Here is an 18,204-nt window from a genome sequence, read left to right as displayed (position 1 = left end):
TGGCTATTGGGAATGAGCGAGGTGCTCGGACATCCCGAGTGCGGACAGGAGAACCGCTCCCATCGAGCCCCAGCGGATCGATCCAGACAATCAGCGCCGGCAAGCCAAATAATGCAATCTCAGGTTACAGACCGCATCGATCAGACTGCCCTTTGCCCGCATCCGCTACCCCCGACTGAACAGTGAAGCGACTGTAAGGACAGATCTTTCTGCGCGTCAAAGACTGCAAAATCGAATTTTGAATTAAATTTGGAGATATGGGTAGAATATCATAGCAACCTAGGGTTGACAACCTGATCATACGGTCGGTTGATCGAGCCGTCTTGTTCTCCATAGGCTTGGTCCCAAGGGCAGCGCATCAAGGACGTGCCCATTATCGGACGGGTTCACGAACGGCTCGGCGCCGGCGAATGGCCGGTAAAGACCGTTCCTTCTTCCTCCTTGCACGCCGCGACGCCTCAAAGGGGAAGGTTGCTATCGGGGCCGGCGCGTTGCCGACCCGCTCATCGGAAATCTGGCCAGGCGGAGCACCACACTTCGCAAACGGCCTTTCGAGCGCCGCCCGCTGGGCGCGATCGGATCCCTATTGTCTGCGTTATCGGGAGGGGCACATGACGCATTCCACGAGACATCTGGCGACGTTGGCCGCAGCGGCCGGGCTGTTCGCCTTGGCCGGTGATCCCGCCGCCGCCGCCGACAAGACGGCGGCCGATCCGCAATGCCCCATCCAGAACAACGCCTATATCTGGGTGGAGGCGCTAAAGACCTGCATCAACCCCGGGGCCTATGTCTGGGGCGAAGTCTATTCCAACAGCTATACCGACTATCCCGAGAGCGCGTCGGAGGTCTACGGTATTGCCACGCTCGGACTGACGCTCAATACCACGACGATGCTGGAGGTCGGCGGGCCGTTCAAGACAACGACCGATATACGCTTCCAATATCGCGGCGCCGAGCCCTGGTCGGGCGGGCCGCCCGAGGTCCAGTTCGAGCCGCAGACCATCACCGCCGAATGGGCCGGCGCGACCATTGGCTATCGCGATTCCTTCTTTGATTTCTATGGCAATGCCAATGTCGAGGGCACCGATCCGGCCACGATCGGCGACAGCACCAGCCTGCCGCTGGTGGCCTATACCGCCTCCCTGCCGAAAGGGTTCTCCGCAACGTTTTCCCTTGAGCAAGGCAATTATCGCGGCGGCGGCATCGACGCGGCCAATGCCTATTCGACGGCCGCCTTCGAGCAGGATTCGACGATGCCGGATTTCGTCGGCGCGCTGGGCCAGACGACGGATTGGGGGCGCTACCAGCTCTCGGCCGCGCTGCACCGGGTGAAGATATATAGCGGAACAGAGCCCGGCGCCGCCGACGCCTCGACCTGGGGCTATGCGGTGCAGGGCGGCGTCATGATCGAGATGCCGATGATCGCCGCCAATGACTCGATCTATCTGCAAAGCGCCTATGTCGATGGCGCGATCTCCTATCTCGGCCTCGTCAATCCGAGCGGCGATTTCGCTCCGCCGGATGCCTATTACAGCGCGACAGGCGGCCTATCCCGCGTGACCGGCTGGAACGTCACCGCGCAATACCTCCACAACTGGACGCCGACGCTCAATTCGGCAGTGTTTGGCGGCTACGCGAACTTCAAGCTGCATGATGCCGTGGCCCAGGCCAGCTATGGCGGCTCCGGCGCGGACAATTTCAACATCGGCGCCAATCTGGTCTGGTCGCCGACCAGCAAGACCACGTTCGTCGCGCAGTACATCTACAACCACTACAGCGCCAACGACTACGTGGATACGTCGAACGGCCTGCCGCAGGCCTCGCAGGACGCGCACGACCTGCTGCTGATGGCTCAGTACACCTTCTGAACCAGTCTGCTCCAGCGTCGTGTCGCCGGACCAGAGATCCGCGCACGCCAGTCCAAAGCCTCCTGCCCGGCCTCAAGACCGCCGATCGCTCGACCTCACCCCAAACACCAACCCAGACCCGGGAGATGATTGTGACCGCAAGCAAAGCCAGCGCCGCACTACGTGGCGAAATCCTCGACGACATCTATTCCTCGGAAGATCTCGCTTTGTGTCTTCCCAAAACAACCTTTCCCGCTGTCGAGCGTGAGCCGAGACATGTCTTCGCCGCCGTGCGCGACGAGTTGATGCTCGACGGCAATTCGCGCCAGAACCTCGCCACCTTCTGCCAGACCTGGGTCGATGACGAGATCCGCGACCTGATGGAACTGTCGATCGACAAGAACATGATCGACAAGGACGAATATCCCCAGACCGCCGCGATCGAGGTGCGCTGCGTCGCGATGATCGCCGATCTCTGGAACGCGCCCGACCCGGCGGGCACGCTGGGCTGCTCCACCGTCGGCTCGTCGGAGGCGGCCATGCTGGGCGGGCTGGCGCTCAAATGGCAGTGGCGCAAGAAGCGCCTGGCAGCCGGTAAACCGGCCGACAAGCCGAACCTCGTCTGCGGCCCCGTGCAGATCTGCTGGCACAAGTTCGCCCGCTACTTCGATATCGAGCTGCGCGAGATCCCGCTCGAAGGCGACCGGCTGATCATGAATGCCGACGAGGTGCTGAAGCGCGTCGACGAGAACACGATCGGCGTCGTGCCGACCATGGGCGTCACCTTCACCTGCCAGTTCGAGCCGGTGAAGGCGGTGAGCGACGCGCTCGACAAGCTTCAGGCCGAGACAGGGCTCGATATTCCGATCCATGTCGACGGCGCCTCGGGCGGGTTCCTCGCCCCGTTCTGCGCGCCGGAGGTGCCCTGGGACTTTCGCCTGCATCGCGTGAAGTCGATCAACTCGTCCGGCCATAAGTTCGGCCTCGCGCCGCTCGGCGTGGGCTGGATCGTCTGGCGCGAGAAGACCGACCTGCCCGAGGAACTGGTCTTCAACGTCAACTATCTCGGCGGCAACATGCCGGACTTCGCGCTCAACTTCTCCCGTCCCGGCGGGCAGGTGATCGCGCAATACTACAACTTCATCCGCCTCGGGCGCGAAGGCTACGCCAAGATCCAGAACGCCTGCTACGCGACGGCGGAATATCTTGCCCGCGAGATCGCGGCGATGGGTCCGTTCGAGGTGCTGTTCGACGGGGACAAGACCGCCGGCATTCCCGCGCTTTGCTGGAAGCTGAAAGAGGCGAACGGCATCGGCGGCTACACGCTCTATGACCTTGCCGATCGCCTCCGCAGCCGGGGCTGGCAGGTGCCGGCCTATTCGCTGCCGGCAGACCGGGAGGATCTGGTGATCCAGCGCATCCTCGTGCGCCACGGCGTCAGCCTCGACCTCGGCTCGCTCCTGCTCGACGACATGCGCCGCGCGGTCGACTTCTTCGACAAGCACCCGGTGGTGAAGCCACTAACAGAAGAAGAAGCCAGCGGCTTCAACCACAACTGACCCCGCCGCCCGCATCGAATCCCTCCGCTTCATCGCCTCCGGGCGCGGCAAGCGGAGGGCGACCGGGCGCGCCGAATGGGCAGATCGCACCAAGCCGCGCGGCCGCGAGACCCTTGCGCTGGACGCGCCGTTTCTCAACGGATCAATGGTTGGAGGCTATAGTGACAACAGTTGGCGATACGTCGAAGGCGGGCGTCGCTCCCGCACAATCCCGGCCCAAGATCGAGGCCGGCAAGATCACGATCTTCGGACTGGCTCTCCTGAACGTCACCGCCGTGGTGTCGTTGAACGGCCTGCCTTCGGAAGCCGAATATGGACTGAGCTCCATCTTCTACTACCTGCTGGCCGCCGTACTCTTCCTCGTGCCGGTCTCCCTCATCGCGGCCGAGCTGGCGACGGGATGGCCCGAGAAGGGCGGCATGTTCCGTTGGGTCGGCGAGGCCTTTGGCGGGAGGCTGGCGTTCACGATCATGATGATCCTGTTCGTCGAAGTCTGCGTGTTCCTGCCGACGGCGCTGACCTTCGGCGCGGTATCGATCGCCTATGTCGACCCGAACGAGCAGGTCGCGTCGACCATCGCGAGCAACAAGTTCTTCGTGCTCGCCCTCGTCCTCATCGTGTACTGGGCGGCCACCTTCATCGGCCTGCGCGGCGCGGGAGCCTTCTCCGCCGTGGCGAAATGGGGCGGCGTCATCGGTGTGTTCATCCCGGCCACCATCCTGATCGTTCTCGGATTTCTCTTTGTCCTTTCCGGCCAGGCGCCGGAGGTGGTGATCGCCTGGGGCGATATCCTCCCGGACTTCTCCAACTTCGGCAACATCGTCCTCGCGGCCAGCATTTTCCTCATGTACGCGGGCATGGAGATGAATGCCGTGCACGTGAAGGAGGTCCGGGACCCGACGCGCAACTATCCCATCGCCATCATGATCGCGGCGGCGGGTACGGTGCTGATCCTGGTGCTGGCGACGCTTGCCATTGCCTTCGTCGTGCCGCGCAACGACATCAACCTGACCCAGGCGATCCTGACCGCCTATGATGATCTCTTCACCTGGGCCGGCATAGGCTGGGCGTCGTCCGTCGTCGCCATCATGCTGGCGATCGGCGTTTTTGCCTGCGTGACCACTTGGGTGGTCGGCCCCTCCACCGGTCTGCTCGCGGTGGCCAAGGCGGGCTATCTTCCCAAGCTCTGGCAGAAGACCAACCAGCACGGCCAGGCGACCTTCATCCTGCTGCTGCAGGCGGTGCTGGTCACGCTGCTCTCGATCCTGTTCGTCGTGCTGCCTTCGGTGCAGGCGGCCTACCAGATCCTCAACCAGCTCGCGAACATCCTGTATCTGATCGCCTATCTCTCCATGTTCGCGGCCGCCATCCGCCTGCGCTACAGCCAGCCGGACCGGCCTCGCCCCTACAAGCTGCCCGGCGGCAATGCCGGCATGTGGATCGTGGGGGGCGTCGGCTTCCTGGCCGCGCTGACCGCATTCGTCTTCAGCTTCATCCCGCCGGATCAGATCAGCGTGGGTAGCCCCGAACTCTATGTCGGCCTGCTGGTCATCCTCGCCGTGCTGTTCCTGGTCATTCCGAGCCTGATCTACGCCGTCCGGAAGCCGAGCTGGAAGGGCGCGGATCCCGACTTCGCGCCGTTCACATGGGAAACGCAGGCCGTCGCGGTCGAAAAAGGAAAGGCACAGCCATGACCCAGGTGATGGAAAAGAGCCGGCTGGAAGAGGCCGTTGCGCAGGCCCATGCGGAGAACAAGGCTCTGCCGGGGGGCGCGAATGCGAGCTACATTCCCTATCTCGCCTCCGTCCCGTCGGACCTGTTCGGCGTGGCGGCGGTTACCACCGGCGGAGAGGTCTTTACCGCCGGCGACGCGAAATTCGAATTCGCGATCGAATCCATCTCGAAGGTCTTCACCATGGCGCTCGCCATGGAGCAGGTCGGCGCCGATACCTTTCGCAAGAAGATCGGCGCGGATCCGACCGGCGAGGCCTTCAATTCGGTGATCGCGCTGGAACTGCACGGGGACCGCCCCCTGAGCCCGCTGGTCAATGCGGGGGCGATCGCCACGACGAGCCTCGTGGCGGCGAAGGACAAGGAGGATCGCTACCAGCAGATCCTCGGCATCCAGAGCGCTTTTGCCGGTCGCCCGCTATCGATGAGCCAGGACGTCAACGGGTCGGAGCAGTCGACCAATTTTCACAACCGCGCGCTTGCCTGGCTCATGCAGAGCGCCGGCGCCATGTATTCGGAGCCGATGGAGGCGGTCGACGTCTATACAAGGCAGTGCTCAACCCTGATCACGGCAGTCGACCTCGCCGTCATGGGCGCGACGCTGGCCTCGGGCGGCGTCAATCCGTTGACCGGCAAGCGGGTGGTGCAGACCCAGAATGTGGCGCCGATCCTTGCCGAGATGATGATGGAAGGGCTCTACACGGCCTCCGGCGACTGGGCGTATACGGTCGGCCTGCCGGGCAAGAGCGGCGTCGGGGGTGGGATCCTCGCGGTCGCGCCAGGCAAAATGGCGATCGCCGCCTTCTCGCCGCCGCTCGACCCGGTCGGAAACAGCGTGCGGGCTCAGGCCGCCGTCGCTGATGTGGCCAGGGCGCTCGCCCTCAACCCATTCGGCCCGGCCCCTGCCCCGCGCTAACCGGTCAGCCCGCCCGGCGCACCGAACGGGCATGACGTATTGCCGGATCGCGGTCTCGTTGCGCGATCCGGCATTTCATCGCGAAAGCCCGCTAGGCGGGGACCAGCGTCTGCCTTGCCTCGGCGGTCCGCTCGGCGTCGATGCGGTTGTCGTCCGTCAGCACGACGCCATAGACCGAGGCCGCACGGTCGCGGCTGATCCAGCCTTCCTTCACATCGTGCAGGACGCGGGCCGGATCGCGCTCGTGCGGATGGCCGTAGCCACCGCCGCCACCGCTGATCGAGACCATGGTTTCATCGGGACCGATGACGACTTCGGCACAGGCCGGGACCGGCTGCAGCGTGCCGTCGGCAAGGCGCCGATATTGCGCCGAGGTCGCCCCCGCCAGGCCGCCACGGGTGCCCAGCGCCGGATTGACGTTGCCGTCGCTGACATAGGCGACCGTCATCGAGCAGTCGACCGGCGCGAACTCCGAATAGGCGCCGAGCGCGCCACGGAACCTTCCCGCGCCTTCCGAATCCGAGATGAGGCGCCGCGCATGGACAAAAATGGGGTGGCGAAGCTCGTCGATCTCGATCGAGTCCTGGTAGCACATGCCGGCATTGCCGACATGCAGGATGGTCAGCCAGCCATCCGTCCAGGGCGTGCCCGCCCCGCCCGTGCAACCGAGATAAACCTCGTTGACGAAGGGCTTGCCGTCATGCACGCCGGAAACCACGCCGCAGGAGGGCGGGATCAAGGCGCCCGTCTCGGCCTGGCCGAGGCCATCGGCGAGTTCGGCCAGGGCCGCCTGGACCGGATTGGCGACGCGGTCGGCGATGTTGGTGGTCGCGACCGAGCAGGAAGTCGGATGCCGCGGCCGGCCGACGACGCAGCCATCGCGCAGGTGGATCTTGATGCGGCGGAAGCTGCCCTCGTTCTTCGGCACGGTGTGATCGATCGAATTGAAGATGCCGATCATCGGCGCCGACAGCGAACAGGCCTCCGACAGGTTGAGCCCGTTCGGCATCGAGTCAGGGTTGTCGGTCATGTCGACCTCGATCATCGCCTCTTCCGGCTTGACCTCGACCGTCGCCGTGATGGTCACGCCTTCCGCCGGCGTGCCGGGGAAAGCGTCATGCGTGCTGGTGCGCGTGACGCGGCCCTTCGGCAGCGCGCGGATCACCTCGATCATCCGCTTCTCGCTGTAGTCGAACCATTGCTGCGAATAGTCTTCCAGCCGATCCCAGCCGATTTCCTTGCCGAGCGCCAGGATCTCACGCTCGCCGACGCGGGCAGCCCCCAGCGTCGCCAGATAGTCGCCCCACCACTGGTCCGGCACGCGGATGCGCATCTGGCACATGCGGATGATGTCCATGACGTGCTGGTAGTTGTCCTGCACCTTCACGGCCGGGAAGATCAGCGCGCCCTCATTATAGACGTCGAGCGCCGCGCCCATATAGGTCGTCGGCAGCGAGTTGCCGCAATCGGCCTGGTGCGCCTTGGCGAGCACGGTGAAGCGATGAACGCCCGCCTCGTCAATGATCGGGATCAGGATCGAGTGATCGGCGGGATGGGTACAGCCGTGATAGGGCGAATTGTGCAGGAAGGCGTCGCCGCGCTTCAGCACCGGATGATTGTCGGTCATCGTGCGCGACATGATGTCGGGCCCGCGCAGCACATGGTTGGGCAGGCTTTCGGCCGTTGCCAGCAGCTCGTGCTTGGCTGTCAGCACGACGCAGGAGAAATCGCGCGCGATGGTGAGAATGCCGGAGCGGCCGGTGCGGTGCAGCGTGTTCGCCATCTTGCGGGCGATGCCCTCGAAGCGGGCGGTCAGCACCGCGAGCGTCGAGCCATCCATCTTGTTGGTGTCGGACATGGGTCTCTCTCCGCTCAGACTTCGATGACGAGATTGCCGGATGCGTCGCGCCAGGCCTTTGCGCCGGGATCGATGACGATCGACGTGAAATCGGATTCGACGATGGCCGGGCCAAGCAAGGGCTGGCCTTCCGGGATGGATTCGAGCCGCCAGACATCGGCGTCGATCCAGTCGGTGCCGAGGAAGCGGACCGGGCGCGACGGCAGCTTGGCCGGACGGCTGTCGGCTGCGAGACGGCCGGGCACGCCGGAGCCGATGCGGCAGCGCACCTCGGCATTCCAGCTCACGGTCTCGATCTCCGCCTTGTCGTCGCTGACGGCGAAGATATCCTGGTGCATCTGGTGGAAATCGGCGACCAGCGTGCGAACGTCATCGCCGCCGACGAAGCTCGGCACCCGGAGCGGGACCTCGATTTCCCAGGCCTGGTCCGTGTAGCGCGCCTCGGTCGACCAATCGATTTCGACCGCCTTGGCGCCGGCGCCGGGGCCTGCCGCGAAGGCGTCGCAGGAAGCCTTGAGGCCGGCCAGCACCTTGTTGACGCCGTCGACGTCGAAGCTGTCGCTGCGCGAATGGAACATGGCCTGCTGGTGCGCGGTCAGGTCGGAAATCAGCGCGCCGGAGGCCGAGAGCGCGGCGCCGGCTTCCGTCACCAGCACGCGCTTGCAGCCGAGACGCCGGGCGATCGCCACACAGTTGATGCCCGCGGCGCCGCCGCCCGCGACGAAGGTTGCCTGCGTCGGGTCGATGCCCTGGTTGACGGTGATGTCCATGATCGCCTGGACCATGTGTTCGGTCGCCAACGCCACGATCACCTCGGCTGCCTGCTCGACCGTCTTGCCGAGCGGCTCGGCCACGTCGGTGCGGATCGCATCGAGCGCGCCCTGCTTGTTCAGCGCCATCTTGCCGCCGAGGAAGAACTCGGCGTCGATGAAGCCGAGCGCGACGGAAGCGTCCGTTAGCGTCGGCCGCGTGCCGCCACGACCGTAGCAGACAGGGCCCGGCACCGCGCCGGCGCTTTTCGGGCCGACATGGAGAAGGCCGCCCGCATCGACCCAGGCGATCGAACCGCCGCCGGCGCCGATGCTCTTCACGTCGACGGAGGGCATGCCGGTCATGTGGCTGCGGAAAGGCTGGCCGAGCCAGGTCTCCCGGCTGCGCGGAATGCGGCCGCGCCGGACCAGCGAGACGTCGAAGGTGGTGCCCCCGGTGTCGCCGACGATCAGGGTTTCGGCCGCGTCGTCAGCGCCATAGGCCTTGGCAGCGACCGGGGCCATGCTCGGTCCGGAATTGATCAGATGGACCGGCGCTTCCGCCACCCGCGCCGCGTCCATCACGCCGCCCTGCGAGGTGACGACGAGCACGCGGCCCTGGAAGCCAGCGTCGCGCAGGCGCTGTTCGAGGCCGCGCATATAGGCGCCCATGACCGGCTTCAGCGAGGCGTCGATACAGGTCGAGGAGGCGCGGCGATATTCGCGGATCGACGGATTGATCTCATGCGACAGCGTGTAGGGCACGCCCGGCAGGTGCTTTTCGATCAGCGCGCCGACGGCCAGTTCATGCGCCGGATTAACCACCGACCACAGGAACGACACGCCGATCGCCTCGACCTCGGCCGCCTTCAGCTTCGCCAGGACCTCGATCACGGCCGCCTCGTCCAGCGGCATCTTGACCGCGCCGCTGACCGTCATGCGCTCCGGCACCTCGAAGGTCAGCGCGCGCGGCACATAGGGCTCGGTATAGGGCACCGTGAAATTGAACGGCTCGATGCGCCCGCCCTCGCGGAAAACCAGCGTATCCGGATGGCCCTTGGTCGTCAGGAAGGCCGTGCGGGCGGTCGAGCCGGTGACGATGGCGTTGATCGCATGCGTCGTGCCGTGGACGAGGATCTCGCCGCGACCCAGATAGCTGTGCAGGTCCTCGCCTGCCGCCTCGGCGGCGATCCGCAGGCTGTCGATCACGCCGGCGACGGGATCGGACGGCGTCGTCGACGCCTTGTGCATGCTGAGAACGCCATCTTCCGTGGCGACCATCAGGTCGGTGAAGGTGCCGCCCGTATCGACGGCAAAACGAAGGCCCATTGTCGGCTCCAGAATGCGGGCGCGACCGAGAGCGGCGGCGCCTTCAAGAAGGGATCGGAAAAGGTGCGAGACCGCAGACGGCCCCGGAAAGGCGGGGATGAACCCGGACGGCTATGGCTGTTGCCCGGCGCGGCGTCGGGGCTGAACGAGTCCGTCAGCCGGCGCCGGTGTCGAAAGCACCCGGCGAAGATCGCGCCCGCCGACCGCAACCGATCGATCCATGCGCGCCTCCCCGGGATAGAAACTCTGACGTTCCGACCGCATCCTGCACTTCCCCGTCGCAACCATTTATCTGTTCTGTTAAGCCGAACATGGTTCTGTTATGCAAATCGTAGGGGCAGTTCGAGGATATTGTCAACGGGCCATCGTTCCGCGTATCGGTTGTGCGGACGGCCCTATCCGCCCTGCACGTTGCAGGCGCGGCGAAACCAGAAGGCAACCAACCGTGTCCACCACGCCTGACGAGAGCACTCCCGACAAATATCCGCTGCGCAGCGTCGGCCGGGCCCTGGACGTGCTCGAAGCCCTGGGCGCGGGCGACAGCAAGGGGATGGGCGTGGGCGAGATCGCGGCGGCCATCGGCGTCTCGCGCAGCACCGCCTTCACCCTGCTGCAGACCATGGTGGCGCGCGGATTCGTGGCCGATACCCGCGTCGGCAATGGCCGCCTCTACCGGCTCGGCCTGGCGCTCGTGCATCTGGGCGACCGTGCCGTGGCCGAGATGGGCATCACCCAGATCGCCACCCCGATCCTCCAGCAACTGACCGACACGACGAAGCTGACTTCGCGCCTCGCCGTGCTTGACGATGGCCATGCGGTGGCCATCGGGCGCGTCGATGCGCCGGGGCCGTTCCGCATGATGTCGTCGCTTGGCCGCCGCGAGCTGCCGCATTGCTCGTCGGTCGGCAAGGCGCTGCTGGCGCGGCTGCCGCAGGACGAGGTCAAAGCCATCCTCAAGCGGCTCGGCATGCCGCGGCGTACCGAACACACGCTCACGACACCGGCGGCCCTGATCGAGGAACTGAAGGTGATCGCCGAGCGCGGCTATGCCCTCGACAACGAGGAAGACAATATCGGCGTGCTGTGCGTCGGCGCGGCGATCTACGACCGCAACAGCGCCGCCGTGGCCGCGATCAGCGTCACGACGATGAAGCGCGCCGACGAGGACGTGCACCGCCTGGGCGCGATCGTCCGCGCCCATGCCGATCGGATCAGCCTCCTGCTCGGCGGCCCGGCGCACGCCGCCCTGCCCTCAGAGCGCTAAGACACCCGCGTCCCGCCAACCGGTCCGGACCGACCTCCCGCCTGCGCGGGGGGCGCTTCCGCGCGCCTGTCCCCCCTCACCACGAACGCCGCCAGACGACCCCAGCGGTCGTATTGACAAGCCGCGCCCCTCCGTTACAGTTCAAGTGCACAAAACATAGTTCTGCCTAACAGAACACTTCCAGATGCGAACGGAGAGCCACATGTCCCGCCTTAGAAGCCGCATGCTCGCGGTAATCGGATCCGCGCTGCTTGCCGGTGTTTGCGGCGCAGCCACCTCGGCCCACGCGGCCGGCATCACCGTGCCGGACGGAGCGAAGAGCCGCGCCATGCCCTGGGGGGAGTTCAAGCTCGCGCCCCGCATCGTCAAGAAGCTCGAGGCGGGCGAGACCGCCAACATCGTGGTCGGCATCGAAGGCACCGGCCTGCCGATCCAGGGCGCCGAAATGCGCATCGGCACGAAGAAGGGCTGCGAGACCGCCAACAAGTCGCTTTCGGCCGAGTGCCGCATGGTCGGACCGGTCAATCCCGACACCGCCAAGCAGTTGTCCGAGCTGGAGACGCTGCTGAATTCGGGACAGGTCGACTGCCTGGCCCTGCAGCCGCCGCTGCCGAACCAGTTCACCAACATCATCAACAAATATGCCGATGCCGGCATCCCGGTGTTCACGCTGAACATCGACGCGCCGAAGGCCAAGCGCTTCGCCTTCTACGCGCTGAACGAGGTGCAGGCGGGCAAGATCAACGGCGAGACGACCGCGCGGCTGATCAAGGAAAAGGGCATCAAGGTCAACCAGATCGCCATGGGCAGCGGCGCTCCCGACCAGCCCTGGGCGCAGGCCCGCATGGAAGGCTTCATGGAAGGCTACAAGTCGGTATTCCCCGACGCGAAGTTCTTCAATGACGTGAAGAGCGGCATCCCGACCGGCAAGAACTTCACGACGCAGGAAGTGCTGAACTCGGTCACGCCGTTCCTGACCGCCAATCCGGACGTCACCCTGTTCTTCCACACCGACCAGGGCATCGAGGGCGTCGGCAACGTCATCCGCAACCTGAAGCTCAATGGCAAGGTGTTCGCCTCGGGCTTCAACGTCAGCGGCGCCATCCTCGACTCGATCGGCGAAGGCAACACGCTGGTCACGATCGACCAGGGCTTCGACAACCAGGCCCAGGCCCCCGTCGAGCAGTGCGCCCAGTTCCTTGCCAAGGGCGAGACCCCGGCCGATCCGATGCAGTTCCTGCGCCCGATCGTCATCACCCAGGCCGGCGGCGCGAACGAACTGACCGTGGACGCAGGCCGCGAGCGCCTCAAGGCCGCCCGCTAGCCTTCAGCGCCGACAGGACGGCGCGGGGATCCGATCTCCGCGCCGTCCTTGCTTCTCCCTTGTCGCTGCCGTCCCGGAGCCACCATGACCCAGTCCGCCCTTGCCCTCCTGGGGCAGCAAAAAGTCCTGAACAGCCTGCGAACCCTCGGTTTGGCGCTGGCTATCGTCCTCATCGCCGTCATCGTCCAGTCGCAACGTTCGGCCTTTCTCAGCCCCGAAAACATGCTGACGCTGGTCCGCTCGATGGTAGCGCTCGGCATGGTGGCCTTCGCCCAGATGCTGGTCATCCTGCTCGGCGAAATCGACCTTTCGGTCGGCGCCGTCTACGGGCTGGCCGGCACGGTTACCGCCACGCTCTGGCTCGGCGGCGGCAGCCTGCCCTTCACGACGCCGCTGCTGGTGGCGCTCGCGGCCGGCCTCGGTATCGCCCTGCTCACCGGCCTGCTCAATGGCTTCCTGACCGTCCGGGCCGGCCTTCCCTCCTTCATCACGACGCTGGGCATGCTCAACGTGGCCGATGGCCTGTCGCTGCTGATCAGCAACGCCACCACCTTCACCCCGGCCTATAACGAGCCGCTGCCGCCCGCCTGGGAACTCTCCTTCTTCCACGGCCTCGGCGGCGCGCTGATGGCCTATGACATTCCCGTCGAGACGCTGTGGCTGGTCGGCGCCTTCATCCTGTTCTGGATCCTGCGCCACCGCACCGTGTTCGGCTTCCGCCTGATGGCGATGGGCGGCAATGCGGAAGCGGCGCGCGTCGCCCGCCTGCCGCTCAAGAAGTACAAATATGTCGTCTTCGTCCTGAGCGCGCTGATGGCCGGGCTCGCCGGCATCCTCGATTTTTCCTATGTCGGCTCGGTCGGCCCGACCCAGTCCAGCTCGCTGTCCTTCCAGGTCATCGCGGCGGTCGTCATCGGCGGCGCCAGCCTGAATGGCGGCCGGGGCACCATTGTGGGCACGCTGCTCGGCGTCATCCTGCTCGCCCTTCTCAACAACGGCCTCGCTTTGCTCGGTGTCAGCTCCTTCGTCCAGCTCCTGTTCATCGGTCTGGTGACGATCGGCGCCGTATGGCTCGATCTCGTCTCGCAGAAGCTGATCCGCAGCGCCGGCCAGCGCTCGGTCCGTTCGGGCACGGGAGCCGTGGCATGATCCGGCTCACCGGCAAGGGCATCACCAAGCGGTATGGAGCGACGCGGGCGCTCGACGGGCTGGATCTCGACATCACCTCGGGCAGCATCATCGGCATTGCCGGCCCGAATGGCGCCGGCAAGAGCACGCTGATGCGCATGCTGGCCGGCGAGGAGAAGGCGGATAGCGGCGAGATCGTACTGCAGCGGCCCGACGGCCCGGTCGCGGACATGTGGCAGCGGGTCGCCGTCGTGCACCAGGAGCCGCATATCTGGCCCAACATGACGGTCGAGCAAAATCTTGCCGTCGGTCGCGAGGGCCACTGGTTCGGCCGCATCGCCGTCGATCCGGCGGCCGCCGAGGCGGTGCTGACCCGGCTCGGGATCGCCGCCTTCGCGCATTACGAACTCGCCGATCTGTCGCTCGCCGTGCAGCAGCGCGTCGAGATCGCCCGCGCCATGCTGAGCGATGCCGACGTCTACCTGTTCGACGAGCCCAACTCGGCGCTGACGGAACAGGAATCGGAAGCGCTCTTCACCACCATGGGCGAACTCGCTCGGGATGGCAGGATCGTGCTGCTGATCACGCACCGGCTGAACGATTTCGTGCGCAGTTGCGACCGCGTGCTGGTGCTGCGCGACGGCCGCATCAGCGCCGAGATCAACGGCGCGGAGATCAGCGAGACCGCAATCGCCGCCCATCTGACGGCAAGCCATGCCGGCGACCGGAAGCCGGATGAAACCCGCGCCGCGCCAAGGGCCGCCTCCGGCCAGGCCGGATCGCCGGTCTGGCGCCTCGCCCGCTGCGCCGACCGGCTCGACGCCTTCCGCGACATCTCGATGGACCTGATGCCGGGCCGCATCATCGCGCTTTCCGGCGTCGAGGGGTCCGGCGCGCGCGAGCTGGCGCAGGCGATCGGCGCCTTTCGCCCGATGTGCGAAGCGGACCGCAAGAGCCTGACGCCGCGAGGCCGCACGTCTGTCTCCTATCTCGCGGCAAGCCGGCGGCACACCGTGTTCCACAATATGAGCGTCGGTGAGAATCTCGCGGCGCGGCTCGGCCTCGGCGCGCTGGGCGGCCGATCGCGCCTCCTCGATCCCGGCCGGCTGGAGGCGATCGCCCGCGAGGGCGTAGCGCGCTATCGCGTCAAGACCGGCAGCACGAGCCACCCGATCACCTCGCTCAGCGGCGGCAACCAGCAGAAGGTGGTGCTCGGCGCCTCCATGGAGGAGAACACCGACATCATCGTGATCGAGGAGCCGACACGCGGCGTCGACATCTCCAGCAAGGCCGACATCTACGAACTGCTGCGCGACTTCGCCGCCCGCGGACGCTCCGTCGTCGTCTTCTGCACCGAGGTGCAGGAGATCTTCGACGTGGCGCACGAGGTCGTGGTGCTGTCACGGGGGCGGATCGTCGGGCGGATCGACATGGCCGAAATCGCAGACATACCGACGCTCGGCGATCGCCTCGCCCACTATGAAAGCCTGCCGGAAAGCAGCCCCGCCCTGCCCGCTGGCGAAAGGCTGCCCGCCTTTGCCTGACAGCGGTTAGACGGCCCGTAACACGCGCTGCTGTGCTTCCAACCTCGATTGATCGCCTCGCCGGCCACGGTGGGGCGATTTTCGTTTGGCGATCCCGAACGCCAACTCGAGTGTCGGCCTATTTATATACGTCCAAAAATATACATAACTCAGTTGACTTAAGACCACACGCGGACATTAATTCGTCGCCGGCGACAGGGAGCGTTTCCTGTTCGCCGGCGAGCAGGATCGAGGCGGGCCCATTCGGCCCTCCGCAGGAGTGAACTGGGTGCATCGTGGCTGACGTCTATCTGCTAGGTCTGGATTTCGGCACGGAGTCGGCGCGCGGCGTCCGCATCCATGCGACGACGGGCGAGCAGGAAGCGAGCCACACCCACCCCTACCGGCACGGCGTCATGACCTCCGCCCTGCCCGACGGCACGGCGCTGCCGCCCGCCTATGCACTGCAGGACGCCGCCGACTATCTCGAGGCGGCCGAAGCGATTCTGACCGCGATCGGCGGGGGCTTCGAGATCGCCGGCATCGGCATCGGCTTCACCGCCAGCACGCCGCTGCCCGCCCGCGCCGACGGCACCCCGCTCTCCGCCCTGCTCCCCGACGAACCGCATGCATTCGTGAAGCTCTGGAAGCATGCGGCGGCCCAGCCCTATGCCGATGCGATCAACGCCCAGGGGGGCCGCTTCCTGAAGAATTTCGGCGGCCGGCTTTCTGGCGAATGGATGCTGGCCAAGGCCGCGCAGATCGAAGCCGAGGCGCCGGCGATCTGGAAGCAGGCCGACCGCTTCATCGAGGCCGGCGACTGGCTGGTCTGGCAACTGACCGGGCTCGAGGCCCGCAGCCTCGACTTCGCCGCCTACAAGGCGCAGTTCTCGGCCGAGAGCGGCTATCCCAACCATACCGTACCGGGCCTCGCCGACCGTCTGTCGCCGCCCCTGCCCGTCGGCTCGGCCGCAGGATTGCTGGCGCCGGGCTGGCACGAGCGGACCGGCATTCGCGGCGATGCCGTCGTGGCCGTCGCCGTCATCGACTCGCATGTCGTGCTGCCGGCCGTGGACGGCATCGCCGCCGGCACGCTGGTCGGTGCGCTCGGCACCTCCGCCGCCTACCTGCTGCTCGGCGACCGGGCGGGCGAACTGCCGGATGGCATCGAGGGCGTCGCCGATGGTGCCGTGCTGCCGGATCTCGCCTGCTACGAAGCGGGACAGGCCGGCTTCGGCGACATTCTCGCCTGGTACATCCGCAATTTCCCCCGCGCCGAGACGGTGGCCGAGAGCTTCCGGCTCTATGATGAAAGCGCCGCCTCGCTCAACCCGGGCCAGAGCCGTCTGATGGCGCTCGACTGGTGGAGCGGCAACCGCGTTCCCTACGCGGATTCGAGCCTCAGCGGCCTGCTGGTCGGGCTCAACCTCTCGACCAGCTCGACACAGATCTATCGCGCGTTGCTGGAGGCGCTCTGCTATGGCGCGCGCTCGATCTTCGATCACCTCGCCGCCGGCGACCTGCCCATCGACCGAGTCATCCTGACCAGCGGCCTGTCGCGGCGCAATCCGCTGCTGTTGCAGATCATGGCCGATGTGCTCGGACGCGAGATCGAGGTTCCCGACATCGCCAACCCGACCGCTGTGGGCGCCGCCATCCATGGTGCGGTCGCGGCCGGCGTCGTCCCGGATTTCGCCGCCGGCGCGGCCCGCTTCGGCGCCCGACGCTTCGACCGGTTCACGCCCGATCCCGCCGCCACCGGTGTCTACGCTTCGCTTTATCAGCAATACCGCCAGCTCGCCGCCGACGACCGGCTTCGCCAGTCGATGCGCGCGCTTGGGACGGCGGGCGGCTTTCCGAACGGCTCGTCGGAAACGTCGCGATTCGCGAGCCAGCCCGCAAGCCCGGAGCGGGAGGTTGACCAGGCACATCCGTGACAATCGACAATAAACCAGGTTGGAGGAGACCAGGACTATGTTGAAGATGACAAGCCGGACCCTACGGTCCATCGCCATGCCCGCGACGCTCGCGCTGACCGCCACCATGGCGCTTTCGGCAGGTGCGCAGGCACAAGACAAGACGTTCCTGATCGGCATCGTCGAGCAGCAGCTGGCAAACCCGTTCTTCGCCAAGCTGCAGCAGGCGGGCGTCGACGCGGCCAAAAAGCATGGCCTCGAGACCATGACGGCAGAATCGAGCGTCGCCGGCGATTCCGCGACCCAGGTCGCCGCCATCGAGAACATGATCAACCGCGGCGCCAAGGGCATCGTGCTCGATCCCGCCAACGCCTCGGCGCTGGTCAAGATCGTGCAGAAGGCCCGCGACGCCGGCATCATCGTGGTGACGACCAACACTTCCCTGGAGCCCGCCACCGCCGCCGACGCCTCCTACGAGACCGACAACCTCGCCGCCGGCGAACTGATCGGCAAATGGGCGAAGGCCCGGCTCGGCAGCACGCCGGCCCGCATCGCCATGCTCGACTACGACCTCTCCGACAAGACGGCCAAGGCGCGCCATGACGGCTTCCTGAAGGGCTTCGGCATTGCCGAGGGCGCTCCGGAGATCGCCGGCACCGCACTGACGCAGGCCAATGTCGAGACCGGCCAGTCGTCGATGGAAAACCTGCTGTCGGCCCATCCCGACATCAACGCCGTCTACACGATCAACGAGCCGGCGGCCCAGGGCGCCTTCCTCGCCATCAAGCGGGCGAAGAAGGACATCGTGATGACCTCGATCGACGGCAGCTGCTCGGGCGTCCGCAGCGTTGCCGACGGCACGATCGGCGCGACCGTGATGCAGTTCCCGACCAATATGGGCACGCTTGCCGTCGAGGCGATCGTCAAGGCCGTCAATGGCGGTCCCAAGCCGACCGGCGTCAACAATTCCGGTACCATCCTGATCACCGACAATCCGGTGGACGGCATTGAATCCAAGGACTCCAAGTGGGGCCTGGAAAACTGCTGGGGAGAGTAGAAA

General features: G+C 66.1%; 12 protein-coding genes. 10 read left to right on the top strand and 2 right to left on the bottom strand.

The genetic code is table 11. The annotated features are described in order from the left end of the window. Positions 1-611 precede the first annotated feature (611 nt). The 4 genes from ACHMWQ_RS09605 to glsA all read left to right on the top strand — a co-directional run bounded on the left by ACHMWQ_RS09605 (position 612) and on the right by glsA (position 6,053). On the top strand, positions 612-1,868 hold the full coding sequence (locus ACHMWQ_RS09605; RefSeq protein ID WP_396307293.1) for a porin: 1,257 nt from the start codon (positions 612-614) through the stop codon (positions 1,866-1,868). Between the two features lie 125 nt (positions 1,869-1,993). Continuing rightward, positions 1,994-3,406, top strand: coding sequence for a glutamate decarboxylase (locus ACHMWQ_RS09600; RefSeq protein WP_396307292.1), 1,413 nt, complete (start codon positions 1,994-1,996; stop codon positions 3,404-3,406). Positions 3,407-3,567: 161 nt separating this feature from the next. Next, positions 3,568-5,100, top strand: a complete 1,533-nt coding sequence (gadC, locus tag ACHMWQ_RS09595) for a putative glutamine/gamma-aminobutyrate antiporter GadC (protein WP_396307291.1) — start codon at positions 3,568-3,570, stop codon at positions 5,098-5,100. Continuing rightward, the gene (gene glsA / locus ACHMWQ_RS09590; protein WP_396307290.1) at positions 5,097-6,053 is read left to right on the top strand and encodes a glutaminase A; all 957 of its coding nucleotides are present in this window, start codon (positions 5,097-5,099) and stop codon (positions 6,051-6,053) included. The genes gadC and glsA overlap by 4 nt, the downstream gene beginning before the upstream one ends. A gap of 91 nt (positions 6,054-6,144) precedes the next feature. Here glsA and ACHMWQ_RS09585 read toward each other — a convergent pair whose 3' ends face one another. Continuing rightward, entirely contained in the window at positions 6,145-7,911 is a 1,767-nt protein-coding gene (locus ACHMWQ_RS09585) for a hydantoinase B/oxoprolinase family protein (RefSeq protein WP_396307289.1), read from the bottom strand. A 14-nt stretch (positions 7,912-7,925) separates the two neighbouring features. Next, a complete protein-coding gene (locus ACHMWQ_RS09580) occupies positions 7,926-9,989 on the bottom strand; it encodes a hydantoinase/oxoprolinase family protein (RefSeq protein WP_396307288.1) in 2,064 nt (687 codons plus the stop codon). Positions 9,990-10,434: 445 nt separating this feature from the next. Between ACHMWQ_RS09580 and ACHMWQ_RS09575 the strand changes: the two genes are divergently transcribed. From ACHMWQ_RS09575 to ACHMWQ_RS09550, 6 genes are all read left to right on the top strand, one after another. Further along, the gene (locus ACHMWQ_RS09575; RefSeq protein ID WP_354552610.1) at positions 10,435-11,253 is read left to right on the top strand and encodes an IclR family transcriptional regulator; all 819 of its coding nucleotides are present in this window, start codon (positions 10,435-10,437) and stop codon (positions 11,251-11,253) included. 202 nt (positions 11,254-11,455) lie between these two features. Next, the gene (locus ACHMWQ_RS09570) at positions 11,456-12,577 is read left to right on the top strand and encodes a substrate-binding domain-containing protein (RefSeq protein ID WP_396307287.1); all 1,122 of its coding nucleotides are present in this window, start codon (positions 11,456-11,458) and stop codon (positions 12,575-12,577) included. 84 nt (positions 12,578-12,661) lie between these two features. Further along, a complete protein-coding gene (locus ACHMWQ_RS09565; RefSeq protein WP_354552608.1) occupies positions 12,662-13,726 on the top strand; it encodes an ABC transporter permease in 1,065 nt (354 codons plus the stop codon). After that, entirely contained in the window at positions 13,723-15,249 is a 1,527-nt protein-coding gene (locus ACHMWQ_RS09560) for an ATP-binding cassette domain-containing protein (RefSeq protein WP_396307286.1), read from the top strand. The genes ACHMWQ_RS09565 and ACHMWQ_RS09560 overlap by 4 nt, the downstream gene beginning before the upstream one ends. Positions 15,250-15,524: 275 nt before the next feature. Continuing rightward, positions 15,525-17,165: an FGGY-family carbohydrate kinase gene (locus ACHMWQ_RS09555; RefSeq protein WP_396307285.1), complete on the top strand. Its 1,641-nt coding sequence runs from the start codon at positions 15,525-15,527 to the stop codon at positions 17,163-17,165. A 37-nt stretch (positions 17,166-17,202) separates the two neighbouring features. Next, positions 17,203-18,201 carry a substrate-binding domain-containing protein gene (locus ACHMWQ_RS09550; RefSeq protein ID WP_266333476.1) on the top strand — a complete coding sequence of 333 codons (999 nt, stop codon included), beginning with the start codon at positions 17,203-17,205 and terminating at the stop codon, positions 18,199-18,201. Positions 18,202-18,204: the final 3 nt, after the last annotated feature.

Origin of the sequence: Kaistia sp. UC242_56 (assembly GCF_044452255.1) — a bacterium.
GTDB classification, from domain to species: Bacteria; Pseudomonadota; Alphaproteobacteria; order Rhizobiales; family Kaistiaceae; genus Kaistia; species Kaistia defluvii_A.
Note: the sequence above shows the minus strand (reverse complement) of the source record. Positions and strands in the feature narration are given on the sequence as shown.